This window comes from Mucilaginibacter sp. 3215, assembly GCF_050433785.1.
Lineage (GTDB): Bacteria > Bacteroidota > Bacteroidia > Sphingobacteriales > Sphingobacteriaceae > Mucilaginibacter.
On record NZ_JBNPWO010000010.1, the window covers coordinates 99,068 to 125,695 of the forward strand.

The following is a 26,628-nucleotide window of genomic DNA, read 5'->3' on the forward strand; positions in this document are numbered from 1 at the left end:
AACGAAATCTATAATTATTCATTGCGTTATTTGATAAAATTCATAAAGTCAATTTTATATATTTGGGCCGTTTGTATAACAAAAACCACATCAGGCATGTCAAAAATAAAAGTAGAGAATCCGGTAGTTGAACTGGATGGTGATGAAATGACCCGAATTATCTGGAAATTCATTAAAGACAAATTGATTACCCCTTACCTTGATCTTGATATCAAATATTATGACTTAGGTATCGAGTACCGTGACCAAACCGACGACCAGGTAACTATTGACGCAGCTAACGCTATTAAACAATATGGCGTTGGTATTAAATGTGCTACTATTACTCCCGACGAAGCAAGGGTGAAAGAGTTTGGGTTAAAACAAATGTGGAAATCGCCAAACGGCACTATCCGTAATATCCTGGATGGTACTGTTTTCCGTGAGCCAATTGTTATGTCTAACGTACCTCGTTTGGTACCTAACTGGACAGCACCTATCTGCATCGGTCGTCACGCTTTTGGCGATCAGTACCGCGCTACCGATTTCTTAACTAAAGGTAAAGGCAAACTTACTGTTAAGTTTACTCCTGAAGACGGCGGCCCCGAGCAATCATACGAAGTATTTAACTTTAAAGGTGATGGTGTTGCATTAACCATGTACAATACCGATGAGTCTATCAGAGGTTTTGCTCACGCTTGTTTTAACCAGGCTTTAATGAAAGGCTGGCCTTTATACCTTTCAACCAAAAATACCATTCTTAAAAAATATGATGGCCGCTTCAAAGACATTTTTGAAGAGATCTATCAAAACGATTACAAACAAAAGTTTGAAGCTGCCGGCATTACTTATGAGCACCGCTTAATTGACGACATGGTTGCATCGGCCCTTAAATGGAACGGTAACTTTGTTTGGGCTTGTAAAAACTATGATGGCGACGTACAGTCAGATACCGTAGCACAGGGCTTTGGTTCATTAGGTTTAATGACCTCAACTTTGGTTACTCCGGATGGTACTGTAATGGAAGCCGAAGCAGCCCATGGTACAGTAACCCGTCACTATCGTGACCATCAGGCGGGCAAACCAACCTCAACCAACCCAATTGCATCTATTTTTGCATGGACAAGAGGTTTGGAATTCCGTGGTATTTTAGATAAAAACACAGAATTGATTAATTTCTGCAAGGCTTTGGAAGAAGTTTGTATTGAAACCGTTGAAAGCGGCAAAATGACCAAGGATTTGGCCATTACCATTAAACCAAAAGTGGAGCACGGTACCGATTACCTGTACACCGAAGAGTTTTTGGCTGCAATTGACGAAAACTTAAAAAAGCGCTTAAGTAAATAATTGCCAGGCAAATTAATATGGAAAAGCTCATACAATTTGTATGGGCTTTTTTGTTATACATTAATGCCAGGTAAACCAATTTAGCATTTTCAATTATCTATTTAACTCCTAACTTAGCGGGCAAAAATACACAACACTATGTCGGCATTATATCCATTAAAATTTAAAACCATATATAAAGACAAGATATGGGGCGGTCAAAAGATAAAAACCTATTTGCATAAAGATTTTGGCAGCCTGCCCAATTGCGGCGAAACCTGGGAAATATCCGGCGTGAAATCTGATGTTTCGGTTGTAGCTTCGGGCGCATTGGAAGGCGAATCACTGGCCGACTTATTAGAGCAATACAAAGACGAGCTGGTTGGTAAAAAGGTTTATGATCACTTCGGCAACATCTTCCCGTTATTGGTGAAATTTATTGATGCCAATGATGATCTTTCAGTACAGGTACACCCCGATGACAAGCTGGCCAAAGTACGCCATAACTCCTTTGGTAAAACCGAAATGTGGTATATCATTGAAGCCGATCCGGGTTCGACATTGATCACCGGTTTTAACCAGGAAATGACCGAGCAGAAATATGTAGATGCTTTAAACAGCGGCCACATCATGGATATCCTTAACAAAGAGAAGGCAGTAGCTGACGATGTTTTCTTTTTACCGGCAGGCAGGGTGCATACTATTGGCAAAGGTTTGCTGATTGCCGAAATTCAGCAAACATCTGATATTACTTATCGCATTTACGATTTCGACCGCGTTGATGATAAAGGCAATAAACGTGAGCTACATACTGAAGAAGCCCTTGCTGCTATCGATTATAAACATTATCCCGAATACAAAACATTATACGAGCCTAAAGAGAATGAAACCGTAAAATTGGTTAGCTGCCCGTATTTTACAACCAATGTGCTTGATTTTGATGAAAGCACATCAAAAGACTACTCGGCCCTTGATTCTTTTGTGATCCATGTTTGTGTTGAAGGTGGATATACCGTTAAATATAACAATGAAGCGTACGCCGTTAAAATGGGCGAATGTATATTGTTGCCAAAAAGCATCGATAAAATTGAGCTGGAAACAACAGGTGGCTTTAAAATACTGGAAAGCTATATCGAATAATAGCATACGGTTGTTTCCTGCGTTTATGAAAAAACAAATATATTTTTTAAGCCTGGCCACAGTAGCATTACTTGCGGGTAATGCCTGCAAAAAAGAAAAAGGTGAACCTGTAAATGCTTATGCAGGTAAGTATTCGCTGATATCAGAAACGAATATAAACATCACCACCGGTCACTCAGATACCTATACAAACGCCGTATCACCGTGCATAAGTGATAACCAAACTAACCTGAAAGGCGATGGCACATGGACAGCCGCTTACGTAGGCGCTGAAGATTGTTATGTTTCACGGACTGATAATAGTTACACTATTATTGGGCAAAAGGGGGCATCTGCGTCAGGTTCCTGGGTGCAAAGCAGCAACCGGATAAAGTTTACTTTGTCTAATAAATCTGTTTCATACGGCGTGGTGAGCAATGTAGGCGGAAAAGTTCAGCTTACATTTAAAGATACCTCCCAATACTTTATTTCTACTTCGGTGTTAATGAAGCAATAATAAATACGGAGCCTTTTAGGTTCCGTATTTTTTTACTTGCTCGTTGACTTGCGGTTAAACGTTGTCAAAAACCTCTTTTAACTGGTTTATTCGTACAGGTTTGAACAGATAGTCAGAAACCTCAGAAATATTTTTCGCCCGGTGGATATCGTTAAGATCAACTGATGAGCTCACCATATAAACAGCGATCTTTTTCCCAGTTCGGGGTTTTATTTTCGCAAATTCATGCATAAACTCCCATCCATCCATAACCGGCATATTAATATCCAGTAATATTACATCGGGTAGGTTATGATCTTCGTTTGCTTTTTTCAATGCGCAAATGGCTTCTTCTCCATTTACAAAATGGCTTAATTGGGTATTCAGTTCCTTTATGCTTATTAATTTTTTTAGGCCGTAAACGTAAATACTATCATCATCCACAATCCAGGTGTTAGCCGGACTTCGCTCTGCAATCATCTATTGGTAATTTAATTATACCAATCTGATAGTAAATTTTGTGCCAACATTTACTGTGCTGTCAACTTTAATGCTTCCGCCTAATGCTTCAATCTGGTTACGGGTTATAAATAAGCCAATGCCTTTTGCATCCGTATTTTGATGAAATGTTTTATACATCCCAAAAATCTTATCGCCATAGCGGTCAAGATCTATACCAAGGCCGTTATCTTCAAAAATGAGATAAATATGTTTTCCTTCTGTTAAGGTATAGCATTTTATAATGGGCTGTCTGTCGGGGTGACTGTATTTTAAGGAGTTGGTAAGCAGGTTTTGTAAAATACTTTCCATGTAAGCCGGTATATAACTGATCTCACGGCATTGCGTAAAGTCACCCTCAACATGGGCGTTTATGGTTTCAATATTATTTTTTAACGCCGAGCAAATGTTTTTGAACATGGGTTCCAACTCAACCACCTTTCGCTCTTTGGTAATTTCGGTTTGAATCTTAACTATTTCGTTGATGTGTTCGATGGTCAGATCCAGGCTGTCGCTGATGGTTTTAATATGCGAAAAGATCTCCTCCCGTTCTTCAGTTGTTTCGGTTTGTTCAAACAGGTTTACCATAAATTGAAGGTTGCCTGTATGCGAACGAAGATTATGTGAAACAATGTACGCGAAGTTTTGCAGGCGGCGGTTTTGGTCGGTCAGTAAATTTATCGACTGTTCAAGTTTCAGCAACTTTCTTTTTTCGCTGTCGATATCCTGGATAACCCCTTTAACAGATGTGCATTTGCCCAGGTGATCAATCACAGGTACAGCCTTTACTTTTAGCCATAGCATATTGTTTTTGGCCGAACGTAAGAGCAACTCAATATCAAAGGGCCTGCTATCTTCAACAGTATGGTTAATAGCATTTTGTAAAACAGGCCGGTACGGAGGCTCAAAAAAACTAATAAACTCTTCAACGCTCAGTTTTAAATGATTTTGAAGATCAAATAAGTCATATACCTGTTTTGACAGCGCAATGGTATTGATGTTTTGAGGATCAATTTCCCAGATGCCTAAGCGCGCTGTTTTAAAGGCATCGTCATTGGTGATTTGGTTATGTGCCGATAATAAGTCATCTTGTTTGTAACGGTTGATGTTTACAAGCGAACCGTAAACTATACTGCCATGCTCGTCGTCCAGCTTCCTGATAGTAGTTTCAAACCACTGGTACCCGTTTTTTTTTGTTAAAAAACGTAATTGAAGCGGCGGTGTGTCTTCCGCTATCCTGTTGTTAATAGCGTTGAAAAAATACGGTTTATCCCCGTGGTAAAGCAGATGTTCAAAAAAAGTATAAGCATCGCATTCAATTTCATTGAATTGATAGCCTAATAGTGTATAGAAACCCGTTGACCATTTTACTTCCCTTGTATTGAAATTGTACTTCCAGATCCCCGTATCCAGATCATTGATCAAAGGGGTAAGATGTACATCATCGCCGGAAAGTTTACCCTTTTCAAAAAAACTCATATCAACAATCTGTTCACTAATTCAATTTGCTTTTGACACATGCTTATGATTAAAACGTGTGCCATGATTTGAAGTTTTTATAATTTATAACCATCAGTTGTGTGGCTGTGGCATCTTTTCAATCATTATTCCACATTTGCCCGGTTTCAAATATAATATTTTTGATATTTTCTAAAGTATTCTTTTACTGGTATTTACGGTTTTATGAATATCTGGCTATATCTACTCCTAATTGAAGTAATATTTTACAAAAATATGTTCAGGCTTCATTTTTTGTGTTGAAAAAATGAAGGTGTCCTTCATAAAATTGTTTGATATAATTTAATTGTAAAAAATAGCGGGTACTAAGTTAGTAAATATGGGTGAACTATTAATGGGTATTATAATGTCCTATTTTACAGGCAATTTACCGAGGTTTAACTTTGTAGAAAATATTAAATCATTATTTGCCTATTAGTTCATTAAGCGCGTTTTTTGCAATCCATTTGGCTGATTTGCTGGGCTGGCCATAAATATTGTGTGCAGTGTTAATAGCTTTAACTTTTAATATATTATTCCGTTTGCCTATTTGGCGTAAAGCCCAGTTAATAGCTTTTTTAACAAAGTTTCGATTATCCCAGGCTTCCCGCTCCATAATAGGAAACAAGTCTATAAATATTTCGTCGGGCGCTGTTTTATTGTGAACTGCATATTCGGCCATTAAAACGAAACCGGCACGTTTTACAAATTCCTGCTCATGACTGCTATATTCCACGGCTTTATCAATGGCAAATGGGGTGCGGTCAAAGAGATTGCCGCAAACCTGGTCGCAAATATCCCATGAATAAAAGTCGCTGGTCCAGCTGTCCATTAGTTCGAAGGTAACTTGTTTAGGGTCGGCTATCATGGAGGCCAGTAACCGGGCTTCATGTATTTGTGTATCCCAAAGTGCCAAAGCCAGCTCATGATCTTTTTTAATGACCTTCGCCAGTTTACGGATCTCCGGCAATTTTACCCCCAAAGCTTGTGAGCTATCAATACCAAAACGGGCCATCCCTTTTAGGTACGCGGCATCAGCTTTTTCTTTAAGCTGTTCAAGTAAAAATGGTACGGCATCCATTTAATTGGTCATGCTTTTCTTTTGGAGTGTATTGTGAATTGGCACTACCTGCATCAGTGCCGCGCTGCAATAAAAAGGGTGCAGCTCCATAACTAAGGCCCCTGCTTTGATGGCCGGGTCGGTTTCGGTAAGTTTTTGGGCTTCTTCCACGGTTTCTACATTAAAAATAAAAATGCCGCGTAAGGGTTGGTTATCCAGAAACGGACCGGCCACAACTAACTTACCTTCGGCCGCAAGGCGGCCAATATTTTTAAGGTGTGCCATCTGCAGCTGCATATTAGCCGCCGAATCTTTGAGTTGTGTTGGCCCTTCTTTTAAAAAGGCCATCACATACTTTTTCATGCCGTAATCATCAGCCCCGAGTTTTTTGGCCAGGGCGGCATCGTAAACAGGTTTTGAAGCAGGGATAGTTTGGGCTAAGCAGCTAAGAGTTAATGCAAAGGATGCAAGGATAAGTAAAGCTTTCTTCATAAAGTGATTATTGGTTATATCAAATATAAATAATGCCGGCAAATAAAAAGCCGGGCATTCGCCCGGCTTAAATCATAAATCGCTTTTAAAAATCCGAAATCGAAATTCTCAAATCCGAAATCAAAGGTTTCCCCTTGCTTCCTGCTCACGTTCAATGGCCTCAAATAGGGCTTTAAAATTGCCTGCGCCGAATGATTTGGCCCCTTTGCGCTGTATGATCTCGAAGAACAATGTCGGCCTGTCTTCGACGGGTTTGGTAAAAATTTGCAGCAAATAACCCTCATCATCGCGATCAACCAGGATGCCTAAACGTTTCAATGGCTCAAGGTCTTCATCAATATGGCCAACACGGTCGATCAGGTCATCATAATAGGTTGAAGGCACTGTTAAAAATTCAACCCCGCGGTTTTTTAGTTCGGTTACGGTAGCTACAATATCATGGGTAGCAAGGGCCAGGTGCTGTACACCTTCATCCTCGTAAAATTCCAGGTATTCTTCAATTTGCGATTTCTTTTTACCCTCGGCAGGTTCGTTGATCGGGAATTTCACATAGCCGTTCCCATTGCTCATCACTTTACTCATTAAGGCCGAATATTCGGTCGAGATCATTTTATCATCAAAGGTGAGGATATTACGGAAACCTAATACTTCCTCATAAAAATTAACCCACTCATTCATTTTATGCCAGCCCACGTTGCCAACGCAATGGTCAACATATAGCAGGCCGGTATCTGTCGGATTGTAATTATTTTCCAGCTTTTGATATCCCGGTAAAAACAAGCCTTTGTAGTTTTTACGCTCGATGAACATATGCACGGTTTCGCCGTATAATTTGATGCCGCTGGTACGTACTTCGCCATGCTCATCGGTTAGCGTTTGCGGTTGCTGATATGCTTCGGCACCGCGTTTGGTAGTTTGTTCAAAGGCGTCGTAGGCGTCATCAACCCATAGGGCCAGCACTTTCACACCATCGCCATGTTTTTTAACATGTTCGGCAATAGGGTGATCAGAGTGCAGGGGAGTGGTAAGCACAATCCTGATCTTGCCTTGTTGTAATACGTATGATGCCCTATCGCGCACTCCGGTTTCGGGTCCGGCATAAGCCAGGTTTTGAAAACCGAATGCACTTTTATAGTAATGGGCAGCCTGCTTGGCATTGCCAACATAAAATTCCACATAATCGGTGCCGTTAAGGGGCAGAAAGTCGGTAGTGGTGGGTTGTTTATCTAAAGTTTGTGTGTTCATTTTAATTGAATTAAATATGTCATTGCGAGGAGGAACGACGAAGCAATCGCATGCTATACAGGGCGAATACGCCTCCGTGCGGTTGCCACGCTACGCTCGCAATGACAAAAGATTATTATTGCCAGCTCTTATAATAATTTTCGTCCTCAATCTTAATCGCGTCTTCCGTTAGCATCAGCGGCCTGAACGGGTCGATCATCACCGCCAGCTCATCTGTTGATTCTTTGCCTATTGATTTTTCAACCGAGCCGGGGTGCGGGCCATGTGGGATGCCACCGGGGTGCAGGGTGATCTGCCCTTTTACCACGCTTTTGCGGCTCATGAAATCGCCATCTACATAGTACAAAACCTCATCGCTGTCTACATTGCTGTGGTTATAGGGTGCAGGGATAGACAACGGATGGTAATCAAACTTGCGGGGCACAAATGAGCAGATCACAAAGTTGTTGCCCTCGAAGGTTTGGTGTACCGGAGGCGGCTGGTGTAAGCGCCCGGTTATGGGTTCAAAATCGTGGATGGACAGCGCCCAGGGATAATGAAAACCGTCCCAACCCACAAAATCAAAAGGATGAGTACCATAGATATAGGGATAAATAAGACCTTGCTTTTTGATCAGGATCTTGAAATCGCCATGCTCGTCATAAGTTTTCAGATCGGCCGGTAGTTTGATATCGCGCTCACAATAAGGCGAATGCTCCATCAATTGCCCATACTGGTTGCGGTAACGCTTTGGCGGCCGGATAGGGCTAAAGCTTTCCACAATGAAAAGCCGGTTGGCCGTGCCGTCAAACTCCATCTGGTAGATGGTGCCGCGGGGGATCACCAGGTAATCGCCGTATTGGAACTTGATGTTGCCGAAACCTGTTTTTAAAGTGCCTGTGCCTTCGTGAATGAAAACTACCTCATCGGCCTGACTGTTCTTGTAAAAATAATCGGTCATGCTTTGGCGTGGTGCTGCCAGCGAAATGTGCAGATCGCTGTTTACCAGCACCGGTTTGCGGCTTTGCAGGTAGTCATCCTCCGGCTGTACGTTGAAGCCTATCAAACTGGTATGCTTCAGGTGTTTTTCGCGTGCTATTTTGGGTTCCACACTGTAGGGTTCGCCAAGGGTTTTTACAATGGTGGGCGGGTAGGCGTGGTACACCAGCGAATAAAGGCTCGAAAAGCCTTCGGTTGACACCAGCTCTTCGGCATATAAACTACCATCGGGCTTACGGAATTGCGTATGCCGCTTAGGCGGAATTGATCCTAAACTATGATATAGAGGCATGGATTGGTTTAATTGGTTAACAATAAAACGTATAAAATGCTGATTTGTGTTCGGGCCCAAAAAGTCCGTAACGCATAGCCTGACCATTAAATAAATAATGGTTAAAAAAGATAGACGAAAGAGGAGGGGAAATTAGTATTGCGCCAGGACGATCTTGGCAAGCATAGCATCTCTGAACGATGACGCATCGCTCATGGAGGTTAACCCCAATGAAAACAGGAAATGCATTTGTACGCGCAGCATGATACTAAGTTAAGGGGATTATTTTTAGGATGCAAATTTAGGGTTGAATAGTGAGTGGTTGATTAGGTGAGTGGTTAGTTATTTTTTAATCCTTACGCCGCCGCTCGGCTCCAGCCGAGTGGCAACTATAAAACGGCCTCTGGCCGCCGGCATGATGTATACAGGCCAGAGGCCTGGGAATAATTACCACTCGGCTGGAGCCGAGCGGTGGCCGAAAGTTGTAACCACTAACCTGATCAACGATATAAACTGCTAACTATTCAAGCAACTACTCACCTAATCAACTTAATCAACCATTCACTCCCCAATAATCAACCATTCACCATAATTCCCTCAATCAAAATCATTAGCTTTGATTATACCAATTAAGCTACTCTATGAAATTAGTATCCTATAAAACCGAAGACCGTGAACATCTTGGCGTTTTTGTTAATGGCCATATCTACAATTTAAACTCCTGCGATAAGCTGATCCCCGACAATATGAACGAGTTTTTATGGGGAGGCCCCGAACTGATGGAGCATGCTGCACGGGTTAACGAAGATATCCGGTCGGGAAAGATAGAGGCTAAAGAGGAACTGTTTTTTGAGCTGATGGCACCGGTACCCCATCCAACATCATGTCGTGACGGTTATGCATTTCGCCAGCACGTGGCTTCGGCAAGGCGCAACCGTAAGCTGGATATGATACCTGAGTTTGATCAGTATCCTATTTTTTATTTCACCAATCACAACGCCATACAAGGCCCCGGCGAAATTGAATGTATGCCCGATCATTTTCAAAAGCTTGATTTTGAGCTGGAAGTTGCCGTTGTTCTCCATAAAAAAGGCCGTAACATTACAGCTGCCGAAGCCGATAGTTTTATAGCGGGATATATGATCATGAATGATATGAGCGCCCGCACCCTGCAAATGGAAGAAATGCTGCTGAACCTTGGCCCGGCAAAGGGTAAGGATTTTTCGACGGTGATTGGTCCCTGGTTGGTGACGCCCGATGAATTGGAGCAATATAAAATACCCGCAAAATCTGGTCATACAGGTAATGCTTATAACCTGGATATGAAATGCGTGGTGAACGGGAAACAGGTATCGGCAGGTAATATGGCTGATATGGACTGGACCTTTGCCGAGATCATTGAGCGTGCTGCCTATGGTTGTGATGTTTTGCCGGGCGATGTAATTGGTTCGGGTACTGTTGGCACAGGTTGTTTTCTTGAACTGAATGGCACCGGTGTACTTAATAATGCAGATTATGAACCACAATGGCTGCAGCCGGGAGATTTGGTTGAAATGGAGGTTACCGGTTTAGGCATGCTCGGGAATATTATTAAAAAATCCAATAGTGATTTTTCGATATTGAAGTTGAAGAAGTAAGAAATAATACCGGTAAGCATGAAATGCGTCATTGCTATAACCCACCAGGGAACCCCGGGAAAAAATGGTTATGACCTTTAAAATGTATTATGACGTGCGGGGCCGCGTTAGGGATTGCAGTGAAAAGCCCACAGCGCGTGCAGGGATTGCGGGTAGGAAAGGCGAGGACTTGTAACGGAAAGCCCGGGCCGCAGGCAACGCCCATGTTATAAAATTGATCGAGAAAATATACTTAATAATCAATAACTTATAATTCCGTCATTATAAGGTACGAAGCAATCCCAAACTATACAGAGGGACTTGTATAGCTTCTCTGCCAATTGGGGATTGCTTCGTACCTCGCAATGACGGTGAAAGTAAAACGTCCATGCCCACCATCCACATATCCGATCTTTCTCCTGTTCAACTGCAAAGCTACCTGAACTTTGCGGTAGCTCCGCGACCGATTTGCCTGGCCTCCACAGTTGACAAGGCCGGGAATGTAAACCTGAGCCCTTTCAGTTACTTTAATATTTTCAGCGTTAATCCGCCCATATGTATTTTTTCGCCATCGCGGCGGGTGAGGGATAATACCACCAAACACACGCTCGAAAATATCAGGGAAGTGCCCGAATGCGTGATCAATATTGTTAATTATGATATGGTGCAGCAAACTTCGCTCTCAAGCGTAGAGTACCCGCAGGGTGTTAATGAGTTTATTAAATCGGGTTTAACATCTTTGCAATCCCAACTGGTAAAACCCCCGCGTGTGGCCGAATCATACGTACAACTGGAATGTGTGATTAACGAAGTGATTGAATTGGGGCAAAGTCATGGCGCAGGTAATCTTGTGCTTGCTGAAATTAAGCTGGTCCACATTAATGATGCCGTTTTAGATGCAGAGGGCAAAATAAACCAAGCCAAAATGGACCTGGTCGCCCGGCTTGGCGGCGACTGGTATTGCCGGGTTACTAAAGATAACCTGTTTAAAGTAGCCAAACCCAATACCAAAATGGGCATAGGTGTTGATGCTCTGCCTTATGCTATCCGCAACTCAAGGGTTCTTACGGGTAACAACCTCGGGCAATTGGGTAACCTCGAAGCTATACCCGGCGATGAAGCTATCGAAGTCTTTGCGCTTACCCCGGAGATAAAAGAAGTACTTGATGCCACCATCGGCGATAGTCAGACCCGTGAGTTGCAATTACATTTGAAAGCTAAACAATTGCTTGAAGAAGAGCGGGTTGAAGAAGCTTTGATGGTGTTGCTGATGGAACGATAGCTGAATATGCATTCTTCTGCCGGCGTAGGACGGATCATCAGCTACATCCCTTTAAAGTCTGTTATAGTATTTCCGTCATACCGGTACACTCCACCCATAGCACCAAACCAAATATTTCCTTTATCATCTTCTAAAATCCCAAAAACCATTGGCTTATTAGTGATTTCGGTTACTGACGGCTTTTTATCAGACAAGGATTTTTCATCGTAACGGGAAAGCGCCCAGGCCGCTGTATTAGCGCTAAAACCAGAAAGTACCATGTTGGGGTTATCAGCACTTTCTGAACTTGTCCAAATGTTTCCTTTTTTATCTTCGTAAACATAACCCGCAAATTTCCGGGTGAAATTGGTAAATGACCTACCATCGTAGCGCCACAGTCCATCACTGCCGGCGAGCCAGATATTGCCCTTTTTATCTTCCATTACAGAACGAACATTGGTAAAAGGTTTGCCATTACGGCTCAAAACATTAAATATTTTGCCGTCGTACACAAAGGTGTTGCCTCTTGTGGCAAACCAAAGCTTGCCCGTTCTGTCTTCAATAATTGAATTAACTTCGTAAGGTGCCCTATCCGGAAATGTTTTCCCTGTTGGGTCTTCATTCATCCCATATCCGTTTATGATATAATTCCGAAATGATATTCCGTCATACCGGCTTGTTCCACCCCAAACGCCAAACCAGATGCTGCCTTTTTTATCTTCATAAATACTTACCACATCATTATTGAGAAGGCCATCCTTTATTGTAAAATTACGAAAGGATTTCCCGTCGTAACGGTAAACACCTGAACCGATAGAGCCAAACCACAAGTTGCCTTTCCTATCTTCTAAAACAGAAAAAAAACGGGCCGAACTCACTTTACTTGTGATATTGGTAAAAGATTTCCCATCGTATCGAAAAATACCATCAAATGCAGCAATCCAAATGTTGCCTTTTTTATCTTGTATGATATTACGGGTGATACGGTTAGGCCCGGCGAAAGGAATTACGCTTTCGGCATGTTTTTGCTGGGCCTGTGCAGGGGAATAAATTACTCCTGCCAGCAGTATAATCAGGCAGGACAAAACGTTTCTTTTATTTTTCATATCATATCAAGTTGATTCAGCGAAATTACTCTGATACCTTTCCGTCAGAAGAACCTGGATTGTAAATAAAAATGTAAACTTTGTAAATAAAGGCTCCATATTATGCCTGATGGCCGAAGTCTCCTCTCCCGGGGAATGCAAATCCTTGTTCGGATTGACATTGAGCGTGTGTTAACGCCAGAATTGTTCGGAAGAAATAGAAAAAGCGAGGGATTGTGCGATTCCCTCCCCTGGGAGGGTGTAGGGAGGGGTTTTAGCGAGATACCTGATCGTTGCAAGGCGTATAAACCCCTCCCTGCCACCACGAAATCCAGCCGCACCCCTCCCAAGGGCATAGCCGTCAACTTAAGGAATAGAAAGCGGGGGAGGGTGCGATTCCCCTCTTGAGAGGGGCGGAGGGGTGTGTCTTTGCTTTGATAAGCCTACAGCAGAAACACACCCCTGCTAACCGCTCGTCCCTCCGCGCCCCCTCTCGAGAGGGGATTTTGTTCAATCGGTGCTTAAGTTGACGGCTATGCTCCCAGGGGGAGGGAATTAAAAATCTTTCGAATACTTCTGGTGATAACACCGATCACAAGCTAAATATTTGAGCCCCATCCGCGTAATCAAAAAATCAACGGTTAATAAGCGTATTCCTTCCCCTTAAGATGATAATCAACTGGTAGCTGTCGTTTTTCAAATAATTCGTAAGCCGGTTTGAGGTTGCGCCAAAAGGCATCCTGTTTGTAAGCCGCATAACGCTTTAAGCTTGCATCATCCATCCGGAAAGGAAAAATATCAACGCGGACTTGCTTTTGGCCGGCTACAAATGCCTCGTAAACCAGCGTGTAAATTTCTTCTATCCGTGCATCGGTCATGGCATAGCAACCTATAGAAGCACAGTGCCCATGTACCATGATGGCACTGCCGGTATAACCTTTACCTTTATCAATGGCATTTGGGTAGCCAACATTAATAGCCAGGTAATAGTTGCTTACCGGGTTAAGTTGTTTAGGTTCGATGGTATATAAACCTTCCGGGCTTTTACCGTCGCCGCTGCGGGTTTTGGTACCTAACCCGCCCGAGTAGGTGCATACGTCATAAGTTTTAAAGAGCTGGTATTTATTAGCCGATTTTACCCATACTTCAAGTACGCTGATGTCTTTGATAATACGGAGGTATACTGAGCCATAGGGGGCAAAGCCTTTATCTTTAAGTTCTTTCTGAAGCTTAGGCCATACTTTAAAACGTACATCGTTGGCTCTTTTGCTGTCGGGGATTTCGGTTTTGTGAAGTGCTGCCAATATAATTAATAGCAGCAATGTAATTGGTTTAGGCATTGGTCAGGTTTTTAACTATAATTATAGTTAACGGAGTTGTTGGAAGGAAATTATGCGGGAGGGGAGATTTTTTGTTGGCTAAAACGAGGTTTCAGCGATGTCAATTGGGAGTAACCATCAGGGAAGCCCTGAAAAAAAAACGTAATGACATGTAAAATATATTTTAGCGGTGTTGTGCGTGGGCCGCGTTAGGGATTGCAGTGTAAAGCCCGGAGCGTGTAAAGGGGTTGCGGGCAGGAAAGGCGAGGACTTGCAACGGAACGCCCGGGCCGCAGGCAACGCCCATGTTATAAAATTCATAAAAAAATATACTTAATAATCAATAACTTACGATCACGCCATTATAAGGTACGAAGCAATCGCGAACTTTACAGCGAGAATTTGCATTGCCGCTCTGCTAATTGGGGATTGCTTCGTGCCTCGCAATGACGTGGTGTAGAAGCCTTTCTTGTCAATTTTATATCCCCAGCACCTGTTTCAACTTTACATACCCTGTTTTACTTACCGGGATTTTAGCGCCTGATTTCAGGATGGCCAGGTGCGCGTCTTTTTCGTATGGGTCGATACGGGTGATCTGCTGTATGGCTACGATGTAGGAGCGATGAACACGAACAAAATGATTAGGATCAAGGGTTTGCTCAAAAAAGCTCATGGTTTTGTTTTTGAGATACGAGCCTTCTTTGGTGATCACACTTACATAATCATCATCGGCCTGCAAATACTCAACATCGGCAACCGGGATGATCTTTACCTTGGTGCCGGTTTTAACCACAATACGCTCATGCTGGGCAGGCGACTGGGTAGCGGCAGTTTCCAGCAACTCTTCCGTTTGTTTAACAGCAGGTTTTGGCGTGGCTGAGGCCAGGAATTTTTCAACCGCCTTATTAAAACGTTCTTTGCTGAAGGGTTTTAATAAATAGTCGACCGCGTGGGCTTCAAAAGCTTTGATGGCGTATTCGTCAAATGCGGTAGCAAATATTACGGCAGGAGGCTGTTCAACCAGTTCCAACATTTCGAAGCCGGTAATTTTGGGCATCTGGATATCTAAAAAAACCAGGTCGGGCTGGTGCTGTTGAATGGCTTTAAGGCCTTCAAAGCCGTCGTTACATTCCTGTATCAGTTCAATGTCTTTAAAATCAAGCAGGTATTCCCTTACAACCATGCGGGCTAAAGGTTCATCATCAATAATTAAAGCTCGCTTCATAGTTGCGGTATTTTTATAATGGTAGTATACAGATCATCGCTCGCATGGGTTTCCATTAAATCATTGCGGGCATACAGCAAATATAATCGCCGTTGCACTCCCCGCAAACCAAAACCTGTACCTTTTTTTGGTTTCGATGTTTGCGGATCGTAAGGGTTCTGTACCATTAAGTTCAGATAGCCATCCTCAATTTCACCGCGAATGCTCACGGTAACTTCGCCTATGGTGTCGTACAGACCAAATTTAATGGCATTTTCAACCAAAGGCTGTAACAGCATAGATGGCAGTATGGCGGTTCCGCATTTGGGATCACAGCTTATTTCGGTTTGTAAACGGTGACCAAAACGTACTTTCTCTATATCGAGATATAGGTTAAGATGTGCAAGTTCTTCCGTTAAGCTAACCTGCAGCTGATCGTCCTTCTTAAGCGTTCCGCGTAAAAAATCGGATAGCTGGTGGATCATCCTGCGGGCCTCATCAGGCTTAAAGCCAATAAGCGCATTGATAGAGTTAAGACTATTAAACAGGAAGTGGGGCTGCAGTTGCTGCCTCAAATTATATAATTCGGCTTCGCGGGCAAGCTGCTCGGCCTCGGTTTTACGTTTCAGCGTTTCTTTCTGGTCGAGTTGCGAAAACCACAGCAGGCTGATCATGGCCATCCAGCCTATAGCCAAAAAGTCGGTAAAAAAGCGGATGATTAACGACTGGGCCAGGAAGCCGGTGTAGATCGTGTCGCTGTTAATTAGGGGTAACAGGTAGCGGCAGCCGGCTGTGCAGATCCCTGCAAGTGCTACACACCATATAAACAGGTTAATGTAGCTTCCCTTGCCCGGTTGATAGTAACGTAAGTTATTGTTGATAAGCCAGCATGCGCATGAAAGCAATATGGCGCTCAACAAGCCATCGGTGGCGGCGGTGAACCATAAAAACCCAAAACTATGGATGATGTAAGTTTGCAGTGCGGCCCAGGCCACACCGCATATTACAAATGCCGCGTATAGTTTTGATGATTGTATTGATGGAACTTCCAAAACGGGTTGCTTTCTTGTGGTTTAAGGTTTAATTTCTGATGCCCAATAAGGCCGACTTATGATGCGCCCAGGCAATGTACAGGTCGGCATCGGGTGTTTCATGTATGTTGTAGTATAGCTCGGTGCCGTCGGTAAGTTCACCAAGCTGGTTAAGTTCGGCCACATCTATAAATTGCCATTTAACGGTTTGCTTTTCAATGTTTTTAAAGCTATCCTGGTTGGCGTGACCTATCCGGTTGGCTTTTTCATAAGCCACCAGTTCATTATCTGCACTGATCAATCTTAATTGCTCATCAAATTGCGCCTGATGGTCGCCATCCCCGCTTATCACCCTGAAAACTAATTTTGCTACGTACCAGTTCATGTTGTTTATGCTTTTCGTAATTAGCTGCCTTAATTAATAACTGCGGATATCTACCCCCGCGAATATGGATACCCCTTTAAGTACCAGCACCTTTTCGCTGCCTACGCTTGCGGTGCTCCTGATGCGTTTATCATCAACACTGGCAAAAACCGCTGCCAGGTCAGATACTACCTGCCAGTTTGATGGCACAATAATTTTAGTGCCGCCGAAGATCTGGGTGATGTCGATGATGATACGGCCATTAATATCTGCCTGCGTAAAATCAAGTTCGGCACCGCCAAATATGTTTACGATATCGCCACCGCGGAACTGTTTGGAAAGGATTGTTTTGTTAACCCCGCCAAAAATGGATACGGTATCGATATAATCATCGCCGGAGTATTTGGTGTTGTATTGCTGCTGTTTTTGAGCGTAGGGATCAACCGGAGGGATCGGGTCGCCTTCATCTTTTACGGTGTAGTCAACCACAGGCTCTGTTTTTTCAAATTGAAAAGGCTCTTTTTTATCCCAGTTGGTCCATTTTTCTCCTTTGAAATCGTTTTTCCACTGCTGCGGATCAAAATGTTTGTTGCGTCTTAATATCAGCCACATGCCAAAGCCGATTACAGCCAGGGGGCCAACTATCCGATCGGAATTGTTAATGTTCTGGGTGATCAGGAATATAGTACCTAAAGCTACCAGCAATACCCACGATGCTTTTTTGTAATTATGCTTTGCACCTATGTATATCCCCCAAAAGATAAGCCATAAGGGCCACAGGGAAAGATGAGCGGGTATGAAAAAAATTCGGAATTGCTGAAGTAGCAATATGCCGCCTACAGCAAGTAAAATGATCCCGGCAACAGATTTGCCTTTGTTGGGATCTTTTGGATGTTCTATATCGTTGTTCATTGTATTATCTGCAAATTAAAATCATATCCAAAACTAAGGTAACATTATAGTTGAGCCAAACAAAAATTGGCGATGTATTTAAAGAAATCGGTAAAAGGGGAGGTTTTGGCGGTGAAAAAGTTGCGGGTGATTATTTATCATCCGGCAAAAATAAAAAAATGTATGTTGCGACGGTTTTTATCGGGAAAATTAGGCATGGCTTTATCCCGGCAAATAAATCTTCGGGGCTGAATAAGCGGATGGCAGAATATCCAAAAGAATTAAAATGCAAATAATCAACGTTCAAATTAGGTTTTATCGCGGGTGTTCAATTTTTGAAAAACGGGTGTTCAGCTTTTATTTCCTGAATATCTATGTTGTTGATTATCAGTATGTATTTGTTCAAATAGGGCCAATTGATGATAAATACTAAAATACAAATGGTTGATTATTAGTCATTTGTATTTTATAAAAATAACCAGGTGTTTACACCTAAAAAAGTTGAACACTAAGCTAACATAGGTTGAGGGGTTGGATTTTAGATTATAGCTATCATTAGTATAAACAAAAAGCCGGGGCTTTTTAAAAATGCCCCGGCTTTGATATATATGATGGATGGTTGAGTTTAAGCTTCGGTTTTGGGTTGCTCAAAATCAAAGTGTTGTTTAGCTTTTTCGTTCTTTTCCCAGAAGTCCCTGTCGGCTTGTTTGGCAGGCCTGATGGCTATCCAGGTGCCAAGCAGCATAAGGGCTATTGGCCAGGTTATGCGGTCGGCGTCATTAACGTTATCGTTTACCAGGAATATCAGGCCTAACAGTATCATGAAGATCCATGATGGTTTCTTGAAGTCGTGTTTAGCACCCATGTAAGCGCCCCAGGCTATGAACCACATTGGCCAGCTAAAAAGCCAGTCGGGAATAAGGAAGGCATTAAGCTGATCTATCAGAAATAAACCACCGGCGGCCAGTAAAATTATTCCTAACATGATTTTGCCATTTCTTTTGTTTTCGGTGTTTATTATATCGTTGTTCATCGCTTTAAATTTTAATGTTACCCAAATCTACAGCGATGGGGCAGGCGGTACAATCAATACCTGGCGATGTAAGGGGAGAAGTCGGTAAAGTAGGGGATAAAGGCGGTGAAAAAGAAGCGGAGCGGCAAGAGCCAGGAAGTCAAGAGTCAAGAAGCAAGATATAGAAAGCGGCAAGAGGTCAAGATGAAAGAAACAAAATAAGAAGAATGAGATTAGCGTTGATAAGATCGAATTGTTATTTCTGACGAACAGGTGGCGGAAGTGTAATGGCGTGAGGCGAAATCTTATACGCCCCACTATTAAACCATGTACTGCGCTTTGCAGGCCGTATGACAACCTTTTTAATAAAAAAGAACCCTCTCCAAAGGAGAGGGCAGGGTGAGGTCTTATTCTGGTTCCTGTTGGCTCAGGCAGTGGAAACTGCCCAGGCCCCAGATAATGTCGGTGCTGTCAATGCCGACAACCTTGCGGTCGGGGAAGCATTGGGTCAATATGTCAAGCGCTTTATCGTCGTTCTTTGAACGGTAGGTAGGTACTATTACCGCTGAATTGGCAATGTAAAAGTTGGCGTATGAAGCCGGCAGACGGGTATCTTCATAAATCACTGCATCAGGCATGGGCAATTCAACAATGTTTAGCTGTTTGCCGTTAAGCAGGCGCATGGTTTGTAATGTTTCGAGGTTTTCCTGAAGGATGTGGTAGTTCTCATCATTCTTATCTTCCTCAACAACGGTAACAACCGTATCCTCGTTTACAAAGCGGGTGATGTCGTCGATATGGCCATCGGTATCATCGCCTACAATACCATCACCTAACCACAGGATCTGCTCGGCGCCGTAGTAGTTTTGCAGGTAGCCCTCAATCTGCTGTTGATTAAGTTGCGGGTTCCGGTTTTTGTTGAGCAGGCAGGCTGTGGTAGTTAATATAGTGCCTTTGCCGTTAAAATCAACTGATCCGCCTTCCATTACAATGCCGGGGTTAAATACCGGCAGGCCAAAGTGGTTACCTATTTTGGTCGGGATCACATCGTCCAGGTCAAATGGAGGATATTTACCGCCCCATGCGTTATAACCCCAGTCTACAATAGCTTTTTGACTTGTAGTCGGGTTGATCAAAAACGCCGGACCGTGGTCGCGGCACCAGGCGTCGTTGGTCGGGAATTCAAAGATCTCTATTTTGTTAAGATCAACACCTGCGTTTTGCAACTGGAAAATCACCGAGGCTTTCATATCAGCATCAGTCACGTTAATGCGTACCAGTTCGCCTTCGGTAACAATCTTTATAAACTCAATGTAAGGCGCGTAAATGGTATCGATCTTGCCAGGCCATGATGCCTCTTTGTGAGGCCAGCTTAGCCAGGTAGCCGTATGTTTGGCCCACTCGGCGGGAAAAGAAAAGCCTTGCGAGGCGGGTGTTAATATGGTTGATATTTGTTGGCTCATAATTTGGTTAATGCAAATGTAATAAACAGCATGTCATTGCGAGCGTAGCGCGGCAATCGCATACTATACAGAGTGACCCTGTACTGCGTGCGATTGCTTCGTCGTTCCTCCTCGCAATGACATGTGGGAGACGGGTTAGTCCTCGTCTAACAAGCGTTTAGTTATCGGCTGATAGCTGTCTATTCTTCTGTCACGTAAAAACGGCCAGTGACTTCTGTAGTAATCAGATTTATCCAGATCAAGCTCTTGTACTACTACTTCCTCATCGTTATGTGATGTTTGGTGTATAATAGCACCAAATGGGTTAGCAAAGAACGAACCGCCCCAGAATTTTACACCGGCTTCCTCGCCAACACGGTTCACGCTTACTACGTGTATACCATTAGCTACCGCATGCGAACGTTGAATGGTTTGCCATGCGTTGTATTGTTCAACGTTGGTTGCTTCATCTTGTGTAGTAGCCCAGCCGATAGCGGTTGGGTAAAATAATATATCGGCACCCATTAAAGCGGTAATACGCGCTGCTTCAGGGTACCATTGGTCCCAGCAGATCAATACACCTACACGGGCAAATTTGGTGTTGAATACTTTGTACCCCAAATCGCCGGGAGTGAAGTAAAATTTTTCGTAAAAGCCCGGATCATCAGGGATATGCATTTTGCGGTATTTGCCTAAATAGCTTCCATCAGCATCAAGCACCGCGGTTGTATTGTGATAAACACCCTGAGCACGTTTTTCAAACAGTGAAGCAATGATCACCACGTTAAGCTCGGCAGCAACTTTTGAAAGTTCATCGGTTGATGGGCCGGGAATAGCTTCGGCCAGCTTAAAATTGTCGTAATTTTCTTCATCGCAAAAATAAAGCGAGGTAAAAAGTTCCTGTAAACAAACTATTTGCGCGCCTTTAGCAGCCGCTTCCCTTACTTTAACAATTGCTTTCTGCAGGTTCTGCTCTTTATCAGCAGTACAGCTCATTTGTACTAAACCAACTTTTACTTTACTCATCTCCAAAAAATTTGCGCAAAAATAACACTTTGTAACAAGGATTTCACCCATTTAATATTATGATTACACTCAGTTGAAAGTACGATTACACTGGTGTGAGATTGCCTTTGCCATTTTACATTGCTCCCTCCCCGAAATAATAACCTGATTTACTGGTTTTAATGTTTGTGAAAACAAAATGAAGTTTTTTTGTTAATTGACTATCCGATACATCGAAATAAAAAAATAACATAGCTTTGCAGCCGAATGACACAAACAGAAGACATCATTGACGAAGGTGCCGAACACAAAACCTGGAAAGGTAAGCTTTGGGGCGTTATAAAAGTAATCCTTATTATAGCAGTAACCGGGGGGTTGCTTTACTATGTATTCAGTAAGGTTCCGTTTGCGAAAATTAAATATCGCTTAATCCATGCCGACCGCGCCTGGTTAACCGCCGCGATAGCCTGTTATATCGGGTCGATGTTTTTTTCATCATGGCGGTTATTGAGCTATTTCAAATCCATCGGTTTGCGGTTAGACTGGCGCTTCAACCTGCGCCTGTATTTTCTTGGCTTGTGCTATAATGTGCTATTGCCCGGCGGTATCGGCGGCGATGGTTACAAAATTTACCTGCTGCACAAACGCTATCATTTGCCTACAAAAAAAGTGTTCTGGGCCATCCTGTTTGACAGGCTTAGCGGCTTTTGGGCCATAGGGGCCATTGTAGTTGGTTTGGTAATTTTAATACCAAGTTTCCCCTATCACCTGGCCTGGCCGCTTGGTATAGTATCGGTAGGTTCGGTGATCTATTATGCCGTAGCCCGCAAATTTTTTAAAGAATATACCCACAACTTTATACAGGCACATTTAAAAGCCATAGGTGTACAAAGCATGCAATTGCTTACCATTATTTGTTTACTGCTTGCGCAGGATTTCAATGGTAAGTTTGCGCCGTATCTGCTGTCATTTCTTTTCTCGTCGTTAGCGGCAATTATTCCGTTTAGTTTGGGCGGTGGCGGTATCCGCGACGCGCTGTTCCTTACATTGGCCCGGCAGTTTAACCTGGCCGAAGACATGGCTGTTTACCTGAGCTTTGGATTTTATCTCATCTCAATTATTGTAGCTTTATTAGGTGTTTATTATGTTCTTATTCCTAAGCGACTGGAAGCTGGTCTTAAAAAAGGCGAAGAACCAAAGTTGGAAAATCACCCGATAGAAGAATAATATTCTGCCTCAGTTTTAATTTCAGAATAATAAACTGAAACTTGTTTTCATGGCAACCATCTGCTAAACTTGGCGTTATTATATAAACCGTTAGTTATCGATGAGCCATTTTAATGATTTTAATAATCCGCAAGTTGCGGCATTGCCCGGTCATTTAAAACAATTTATTGTCGACCAGCACTACGAGCATTATACGCCTATCGATCATGCGGTGTGGCGCTATGTCATGCGTCAAAATTATAGTTATCTAAAGGATGTCGCTTACTACCCGTATATTCCCGGCTTGCAAAAAGCAGGTTTAACTATTGAACATATTCCCAATTTACAGGAGATGAATGATGCCCTCGGCAAAATTGGCTGGGGTGCTGTTACGGTCGACGGCTTTATCCCGCCGGCGGCCTTTATGGAGTATCAGGCTTACAGGGTGCTGGTTATAGCTGCGGACATTCGCCAGTTAAAACATATTGAATATACCCCGGCGCCCGATATCATCCACGAGTCGGCGGGGCATGCGCCCATTATTGCCGATAAGGATTATCATGAATATCTGAGCTATTTTGGATCGATAGGGGCCAAGGCCATGTTTTCGGCACAGGATTTTGAGCTTTATGAGGCTATCCGGGCTTTATCGATATTAAAAGAAATGCCCGATGCCGATGAACAGGAAATCCTTAAAGCCGAAGAGCTGGTAACTTATTGCCAGGAGAATATGGGTGAACCTTCGGAAATGGCGTTGCTAAGCCGCTTACACTGGTGGACGGTAGAGTATGGCTTAATAGGCACTCTTGAACAGCCAAAAATCTATGGTGCAGGCCTGCTTTCCTCAATCGGCGAAAGTTCAACGTGTATGAATAAAGATGTTCAAAAGCTATGGTATACTATTGACGCTGTTAAATATCCTTATGATATCACCAAGCCACAGCCCCAGCTTTTTGTAACCCCCGATTTTCAGAACCTGATCAGCGTGCTGGAAGAGTTTGCCAATACCATGGCTTTCAGAAAAGGTGGTGCTTACGGATTAAACAAGGCTGTTGAAAGTAAGAACATCTGTACGGCTGTTTACAGTTCGGGCTTGCAGGTTTCGGGTAACATTACCGATTTTAAGACAGATGCAGGCGGCAAAGCTTATTTTATAAAAACCACCGGCCCCACCGCGCTGGCCCTAAGCAATAAACAGTTAAAAGGCCATGGTAAAGATTATCATAAGGATGGTTTCAGTTCGCCGGTTGGTAAATTGAAAGGCAGCGGTATTGCTTTAGAAGATTTTTCGGAAGAAGATTTAAAAACGGCAGGCATAGTAAAAGGGCAGCACGCGGAATTGCATTTTGAAAGCGGCATTACAGTAAAAGGTATGGTGAAAAATATTCTTTCGCCAAAGGATAAGATCTGCCTGGTCACTTTCAACGATGTAACCGTTACTGATGATAATGGAATGGTATTGTTTGATCCGGCCTGGGGTGTTTATGATATGGCTGTTGGCGAGGAAGTTGTTTCGGTATTTTGCGGCGCCGCAGATAGGGAAGCTTACGAAACCATTGTTTTTAAATCAAAGACAGAAACGCATCATGCTGTGCATGATCATAAAACCAAAGAACTGCACAAGCTTTACCAGCAAGTACGCAATTGCCGCGTTAACCATGGGGATTATGGTTTTTTAGGCAATGTATGGCAGCAACTCCAAAAAGATCATCATGACGATTGGCTTTGTGCCCTTGAGATCCTGGAAATACTCGATCACGAAAACGTAGACTCAGAATTAGCCGCCGAGATCAAACATTTTTTGGAGCAAAAAGGAAGTAATGAGCCTGAATACGGCAAGCTCATCAGCGATGGCTTTTACCTGATCAAGCACCCGGTTGAGCAAAAATTGGTAGTTTAGCGTTGATTTATCATCTTAGAGGATAAATCACGCGTCATTGCGGGGAACGAGGCAAGGACGCGTGAAAAATGAAAATTAATAATAAATAATCATTCCCCCTTTAGGGGGGTAGGGGGCATATGAACATTATAATAACCGGCGCCAGCAGCGGCGTGGGCTTTGAAGCCGTAATTGAACTGATACTATCAGGTAGCCACAAGGTAATAGCACTGGCCCGTTCACAGGATAAGCTGGAGCGTTTGTTGGAGATAGCCCACGGCTTAAACCCCGATTGCCAGTTGTTTGCCTTAAAGTTTGACATTGTACATGACGATTATGAAGGCTTACAGCATTTTGTAGCATCGCATTTTGATAACCGGGTTGATATTTTAATCAATAATGCAGGTGTGCTCATCAATAAACCTTTTACCGAATTGCTCGAATCGGATTTTGTAGAGATGCTGCAAAGCAACTTTATTGGCCATGTGCGCGCTATCCAGGCTTTAGTACCTTTAATGCCTTCCGGGTCACATATCCTTAATATTGGCAGTATGGGCGGCTTTCAAGGGAGTGCTAAATTTCCGGGCCTTGCGGCTTATTCGGCAAGTAAATCAGCTTTGCATACACTAACCGAGTGTTTGGCCCAGGAATTTACTGAACAAGGTGTTAAAGTAAATTGCCTGGCTTTAGGATCGGCACAAACCGAGATGCTGGAACAAGCTTTCCCGGGTTATCAATCGCCGGTAATGGCATTTGAAATGGGAAAATATATCGCCGATTTTGCCTTAACCGGGAGCAAATTTTTTAACGGAAAAATAATACCTGTAGCAGCAACTACCCCTTGAAATATTAGATAATATTGCAAACATTTTTTATAACTTAGTTATTATAACTATGTTATACCTGCCGCGTATGGACACAAGGTTTACGTCACTCTTTACTCATTCAAAAGATATTTTTTTTGTCATGGATATGAATGGCGTGATCATGCATACCAATCATGCTTTTCGTAATACTCTTAACTATAGCGATGAGGAATTAACGGGTATAAATATTGAAGCTATATGCCATCCGGCAGATAAAGAACGCCAGACAGAGTCACAAAACAGCCTTCTGCTTAATAAAAAATTAGTTGGCTATCAAAGCCGTATTAAAGCTAAAGACGGGTGTTACTTTAGTATTATCTGGTCGGTAATACTGAATGAGGATGATAACCTGATTTATTCGAGCGGGAATACACTGGCCGGCATGATTGGCCAATCAGAAGATGATATTGTTCAACATACTATTCAAAGCCTCAATGAAGGCTTTATTGTACTTGATGCCAACTGGGATATAATTTCCTTTAATCCGGCGTTCCAGGCTATGACTAACCTTAGTTTAACCGAACTTGCTGAGGCCAATTTTATGGAGATTAAAAGTCTTGGTTTAACTGAATCGGTAGAGAGCGAGTTTCAACTTTCGTTAACCTGCAAAAAATCCATACAGGTACAATATTTAAATGCCTATTCAAACAGCTGGCTTCGGATCAATATATACCCTTATCAGGATCAGCTGGCTGTTTTTATACGTGATATAACGGAAATAAAAATGCAGGAATGGGTATTGGAGCTTGAAAAGAAGGTGCTGGAATTAAACGCGATGTCACAATATACGCTGGCGCAATCTGCTACCGAGCTGCTTATGGGAATTGAAAGGATCTTCCCGGATATGATCTGTTCTGTTTTGGAAGTTGACGATAAGCAGGAGAAATTACATACGCTTGCCGGTCCGCGGTTGCCACAGGCTTACAGTAATCAACTGGAAGGTTTATCAATAGGGCCCAATGTAGGATCGTGCGGTACGTCGGCATTTCACCGTAAGCAGGTTATAGTAAGCGACATTGAAAACGACCCGCTTTGGGCTGATTATGTTGGTCTTGCTAAACCGTACGGACTAAAGGCTTGCTGGTCGTCGCCTGTAATGAGTTCGAAAAACTCAAAGGTTCTGGCTGTATTTGGCATTTATTACCATACCATGCGTAAGCCAAATAAGGAGGAGTTAAATATCATTGAACGCACGGTGAATATTTTGAGGGTGTTGATAGAAAGCAAAAAAACCGAAGATAACATACGCGAGCAAAACCACAGGCTGCAAACCATAGCCAATATCAGTTCGCACGAATTGCGTAAGCCGGTAGCTACTATTTTGGGTTTAGTTAATCTGTTTGATAACGATGATCTGCAAAACCCACTCAACAAGGAGATCATCGAGCATATTGATACTACATCGCAGCAACTTGACGGGGTTATTCATTCTATTGTGGAAAGAACCGCGTATATTAAGGCATTCGGGGCTGATGCGTAACTGCGA

The 26,628-nt window shown here is 42.9% G+C and carries 25 protein-coding genes; 10 read left to right on the top strand and 15 right to left on the bottom strand.

Features of this window, described 5'->3' with window-relative positions:
• The first annotated feature begins 96 nt into the window (after positions 1 to 96).
• The 3 genes from ABIC84_RS17165 (at position 97) to ABIC84_RS17175 (ending at position 2,941) form a co-directional block, all read left to right on the top strand.
• A complete protein-coding gene (locus ABIC84_RS17165; protein ID WP_429264329.1) occupies positions 97 to 1,326 on the top strand; it encodes an NADP-dependent isocitrate dehydrogenase in 1,230 nt (409 codons plus the stop codon).
• 138 nt (positions 1,327 to 1,464) lie between these two features.
• Positions 1,465 to 2,445 (top strand): type I phosphomannose isomerase catalytic subunit, encoded by a 981-nt coding sequence (locus ABIC84_RS17170; protein WP_429264330.1) that lies wholly within the window; start codon positions 1,465 to 1,467, stop codon positions 2,443 to 2,445.
• A 25-nt stretch (positions 2,446 to 2,470) separates the two neighbouring features.
• The gene (locus ABIC84_RS17175) at positions 2,471 to 2,941 is read left to right on the top strand and encodes a hypothetical protein (protein WP_429264331.1); all 471 of its coding nucleotides are present in this window, start codon (positions 2,471 to 2,473) and stop codon (positions 2,939 to 2,941) included.
• A 54-nt stretch (positions 2,942 to 2,995) separates the two neighbouring features.
• Here ABIC84_RS17175 and ABIC84_RS17180 read toward each other — a convergent pair whose 3' ends face one another.
• The 6 genes from ABIC84_RS17180 to ABIC84_RS17205 form a co-directional block, all read right to left on the bottom strand.
• The gene (locus ABIC84_RS17180; protein ID WP_090528481.1) at positions 2,996 to 3,400 is read right to left on the bottom strand and encodes a response regulator; all 405 of its coding nucleotides are present in this window, start codon (positions 3,398 to 3,400) and stop codon (positions 2,996 to 2,998) included.
• A 15-nt stretch (positions 3,401 to 3,415) separates the two neighbouring features.
• A complete protein-coding gene (locus tag ABIC84_RS17185; protein ID WP_426585237.1) occupies positions 3,416 to 4,897 on the bottom strand; it encodes a PAS domain-containing sensor histidine kinase in 1,482 nt (493 codons plus the stop codon).
• Positions 4,898 to 5,339: 442 nt separating this feature from the next.
• Positions 5,340 to 5,996 (bottom strand): DNA alkylation repair protein, encoded by a 657-nt coding sequence (locus tag ABIC84_RS17190; RefSeq protein ID WP_429264332.1) that lies wholly within the window; start codon positions 5,994 to 5,996, stop codon positions 5,340 to 5,342.
• The gene (locus ABIC84_RS17195) at positions 5,997 to 6,467 is read right to left on the bottom strand and encodes a YciI family protein (protein WP_429264333.1); all 471 of its coding nucleotides are present in this window, start codon (positions 6,465 to 6,467) and stop codon (positions 5,997 to 5,999) included. It abuts the gene before it with no gap.
• 120 nt (positions 6,468 to 6,587) lie between these two features.
• Positions 6,588 to 7,712 (bottom strand): 4-hydroxyphenylpyruvate dioxygenase, encoded by a 1,125-nt coding sequence (hppD, locus tag ABIC84_RS17200; protein ID WP_429264334.1) that lies wholly within the window; start codon positions 7,710 to 7,712, stop codon positions 6,588 to 6,590.
• 115 nt (positions 7,713 to 7,827) lie between these two features.
• A complete protein-coding gene (locus ABIC84_RS17205) occupies positions 7,828 to 8,982 on the bottom strand; it encodes a homogentisate 1,2-dioxygenase (protein WP_426585245.1) in 1,155 nt (384 codons plus the stop codon).
• A gap of 620 nt (positions 8,983 to 9,602) precedes the next feature.
• On the opposite strand from ABIC84_RS17205, the gene ABIC84_RS17210 reads away from it, so the two are divergent.
• Positions 9,603 to 10,598 (top strand): fumarylacetoacetate hydrolase family protein, encoded by a 996-nt coding sequence (locus ABIC84_RS17210; protein ID WP_429264335.1) that lies wholly within the window; start codon positions 9,603 to 9,605, stop codon positions 10,596 to 10,598.
• Between the two features lie 367 nt (positions 10,599 to 10,965).
• A complete protein-coding gene (locus tag ABIC84_RS17215; protein ID WP_429264336.1) occupies positions 10,966 to 11,859 on the top strand; it encodes a flavin reductase family protein in 894 nt (297 codons plus the stop codon).
• 41 nt (positions 11,860 to 11,900) lie between these two features.
• Here the strand turns inward: ABIC84_RS17215 and ABIC84_RS17220 are convergent, their stop codons facing one another.
• From ABIC84_RS17220 to ABIC84_RS17245, 6 genes are all read right to left on the bottom strand, one after another.
• Positions 11,901 to 12,944: a ligand-binding sensor domain-containing protein gene (locus ABIC84_RS17220; protein ID WP_429264337.1), complete on the bottom strand. Its 1,044-nt coding sequence runs from the start codon at positions 12,942 to 12,944 to the stop codon at positions 11,901 to 11,903.
• A 620-nt stretch (positions 12,945 to 13,564) separates the two neighbouring features.
• Positions 13,565 to 14,263 carry a L,D-transpeptidase family protein gene (locus ABIC84_RS17225; protein ID WP_429264338.1) on the bottom strand — a complete coding sequence of 233 codons (699 nt, stop codon included), beginning with the start codon at positions 14,261 to 14,263 and terminating at the stop codon, positions 13,565 to 13,567.
• A gap of 457 nt (positions 14,264 to 14,720) precedes the next feature.
• Positions 14,721 to 15,467, bottom strand: a complete 747-nt coding sequence (locus ABIC84_RS17230) for a LytR/AlgR family response regulator transcription factor (protein ID WP_091166727.1) — start codon at positions 15,465 to 15,467, stop codon at positions 14,721 to 14,723.
• A complete protein-coding gene (locus ABIC84_RS17235; protein ID WP_426585256.1) occupies positions 15,464 to 16,498 on the bottom strand; it encodes a sensor histidine kinase in 1,035 nt (344 codons plus the stop codon). The genes ABIC84_RS17230 and ABIC84_RS17235 overlap by 4 nt, the downstream gene beginning before the upstream one ends.
• Before the next feature lie 28 nt (positions 16,499 to 16,526).
• Complete coding sequence (locus ABIC84_RS17240) at positions 16,527 to 16,862, bottom strand: DUF4288 domain-containing protein (RefSeq protein ID WP_110583047.1); 336 nt, start codon at positions 16,860 to 16,862, stop codon at positions 16,527 to 16,529.
• A gap of 33 nt (positions 16,863 to 16,895) precedes the next feature.
• Positions 16,896 to 17,753, bottom strand: a complete 858-nt coding sequence (locus tag ABIC84_RS17245) for a LiaF transmembrane domain-containing protein (protein WP_426585258.1) — start codon at positions 17,751 to 17,753, stop codon at positions 16,896 to 16,898.
• 50 nt (positions 17,754 to 17,803) lie between these two features.
• On the opposite strand from ABIC84_RS17245, the gene ABIC84_RS17250 reads away from it, so the two are divergent.
• On the top strand, positions 17,804 to 18,028 hold the full coding sequence (locus ABIC84_RS17250; RefSeq protein ID WP_426585260.1) for a hypothetical protein: 225 nt from the start codon (positions 17,804 to 17,806) through the stop codon (positions 18,026 to 18,028).
• 329 nt (positions 18,029 to 18,357) lie between these two features.
• Here ABIC84_RS17250 and ABIC84_RS17255 read toward each other — a convergent pair whose 3' ends face one another.
• From ABIC84_RS17255 to ABIC84_RS17265, 3 genes are all read right to left on the bottom strand, one after another.
• Positions 18,358 to 18,765, bottom strand: a complete 408-nt coding sequence (locus tag ABIC84_RS17255; RefSeq protein WP_426585262.1) for a LiaF transmembrane domain-containing protein — start codon at positions 18,763 to 18,765, stop codon at positions 18,358 to 18,360.
• A 386-nt stretch (positions 18,766 to 19,151) separates the two neighbouring features.
• Positions 19,152 to 20,207: an agmatine deiminase family protein gene (locus tag ABIC84_RS17260; protein WP_429264339.1), complete on the bottom strand. Its 1,056-nt coding sequence runs from the start codon at positions 20,205 to 20,207 to the stop codon at positions 19,152 to 19,154.
• A 135-nt stretch (positions 20,208 to 20,342) separates the two neighbouring features.
• Positions 20,343 to 21,212, bottom strand: a complete 870-nt coding sequence (locus tag ABIC84_RS17265) for a carbon-nitrogen hydrolase (protein ID WP_426585266.1) — start codon at positions 21,210 to 21,212, stop codon at positions 20,343 to 20,345.
• Positions 21,213 to 21,458: 246 nt separating this feature from the next.
• Here ABIC84_RS17265 and ABIC84_RS17270 point away from each other — a divergent pair, with 246 nt between their 5' ends.
• The 4 genes from ABIC84_RS17270 (at position 21,459) to ABIC84_RS17285 (ending at position 26,622) form a co-directional block, all read left to right on the top strand.
• Positions 21,459 to 22,418 (top strand): lysylphosphatidylglycerol synthase transmembrane domain-containing protein, encoded by a 960-nt coding sequence (locus ABIC84_RS17270; protein ID WP_429264340.1) that lies wholly within the window; start codon positions 21,459 to 21,461, stop codon positions 22,416 to 22,418.
• Between the two features lie 100 nt (positions 22,419 to 22,518).
• Positions 22,519 to 24,297 (top strand): aromatic amino acid hydroxylase, encoded by a 1,779-nt coding sequence (locus ABIC84_RS17275; protein ID WP_426585270.1) that lies wholly within the window; start codon positions 22,519 to 22,521, stop codon positions 24,295 to 24,297.
• Positions 24,298 to 24,416: 119 nt separating this feature from the next.
• On the top strand, positions 24,417 to 25,121 hold the full coding sequence (locus tag ABIC84_RS17280) for an SDR family NAD(P)-dependent oxidoreductase (protein ID WP_426585272.1): 705 nt from the start codon (positions 24,417 to 24,419) through the stop codon (positions 25,119 to 25,121).
• A gap of 67 nt (positions 25,122 to 25,188) precedes the next feature.
• Entirely contained in the window at positions 25,189 to 26,622 is a 1,434-nt protein-coding gene (locus ABIC84_RS17285) for a PAS domain S-box protein (RefSeq protein ID WP_426585274.1), read from the top strand.
• The last annotated feature ends 6 nt before the right edge of the window (positions 26,623 to 26,628 follow it).

Coding starts and splice junctions, on each gene's coding strand:
- ABIC84_RS17245 (WP_426585258.1), bottom strand. CDS start 17,753: ATGAACAACGATATAGAACATCCAAAAGATCCCAACAAAGGCAAATCT.
- ABIC84_RS17225 (WP_429264338.1), bottom strand. CDS start 14,263: ATGCCTAAACCAATTACATTGCTGCTATTAATTATATTGGCAGCACTT.
- ABIC84_RS17170 (WP_429264330.1), top strand. CDS start 1,465: ATGTCGGCATTATATCCATTAAAATTTAAAACCATATATAAAGACAAG.
- ABIC84_RS17255 (WP_426585262.1), bottom strand. CDS start 18,765: ATGAACAACGATATAATAAACACCGAAAACAAAAGAAATGGCAAAATC.
- ABIC84_RS17220 (WP_429264337.1), bottom strand. CDS start 12,944: ATGAAAAATAAAAGAAACGTTTTGTCCTGCCTGATTATACTGCTGGCA.
- ABIC84_RS17195 (WP_429264333.1), bottom strand. CDS start 6,467: ATGAAGAAAGCTTTACTTATCCTTGCATCCTTTGCATTAACTCTTAGC.
- ABIC84_RS17210 (WP_429264335.1), top strand. CDS start 9,603: ATGAAATTAGTATCCTATAAAACCGAAGACCGTGAACATCTTGGCGTT.
- ABIC84_RS17285 (WP_426585274.1), top strand. CDS start 25,189: ATGGACACAAGGTTTACGTCACTCTTTACTCATTCAAAAGATATTTTT.
- ABIC84_RS17175 (WP_429264331.1), top strand. CDS start 2,471: ATGAAAAAACAAATATATTTTTTAAGCCTGGCCACAGTAGCATTACTT.
- ABIC84_RS17280 (WP_426585272.1), top strand. CDS start 24,417: ATGAACATTATAATAACCGGCGCCAGCAGCGGCGTGGGCTTTGAAGCC.
- ABIC84_RS17260 (WP_429264339.1), bottom strand. CDS start 20,207: ATGAGCCAACAAATATCAACCATATTAACACCCGCCTCGCAAGGCTTT.
- ABIC84_RS17275 (WP_426585270.1), top strand. CDS start 22,519: ATGAGCCATTTTAATGATTTTAATAATCCGCAAGTTGCGGCATTGCCC.
- ABIC84_RS17215 (WP_429264336.1), top strand. CDS start 10,966: ATGCCCACCATCCACATATCCGATCTTTCTCCTGTTCAACTGCAAAGC.
- ABIC84_RS17230 (WP_091166727.1), bottom strand. CDS start 15,467: ATGAAGCGAGCTTTAATTATTGATGATGAACCTTTAGCCCGCATGGTT.
- ABIC84_RS17205 (WP_426585245.1), bottom strand. CDS start 8,982: ATGCCTCTATATCATAGTTTAGGATCAATTCCGCCTAAGCGGCATACG.
- ABIC84_RS17270 (WP_429264340.1), top strand. CDS start 21,459: ATGACACAAACAGAAGACATCATTGACGAAGGTGCCGAACACAAAACC.
- ABIC84_RS17265 (WP_426585266.1), bottom strand. CDS start 21,212: ATGAGTAAAGTAAAAGTTGGTTTAGTACAAATGAGCTGTACTGCTGAT.
- ABIC84_RS17165 (WP_429264329.1), top strand. CDS start 97: ATGTCAAAAATAAAAGTAGAGAATCCGGTAGTTGAACTGGATGGTGAT.
- ABIC84_RS17190 (WP_429264332.1), bottom strand. CDS start 5,996: ATGGATGCCGTACCATTTTTACTTGAACAGCTTAAAGAAAAAGCTGAT.
- ABIC84_RS17180 (WP_090528481.1), bottom strand. CDS start 3,400: ATGATTGCAGAGCGAAGTCCGGCTAACACCTGGATTGTGGATGATGAT.
- ABIC84_RS17185 (WP_426585237.1), bottom strand. CDS start 4,897: ATGAGTTTTTTTGAAAAGGGTAAACTTTCCGGCGATGATGTACATCTT.
- hppD (WP_429264334.1), bottom strand. CDS start 7,712: ATGAACACACAAACTTTAGATAAACAACCCACCACTACCGACTTTCTG.
- ABIC84_RS17240 (WP_110583047.1), bottom strand. CDS start 16,862: ATGAACTGGTACGTAGCAAAATTAGTTTTCAGGGTGATAAGCGGGGAT.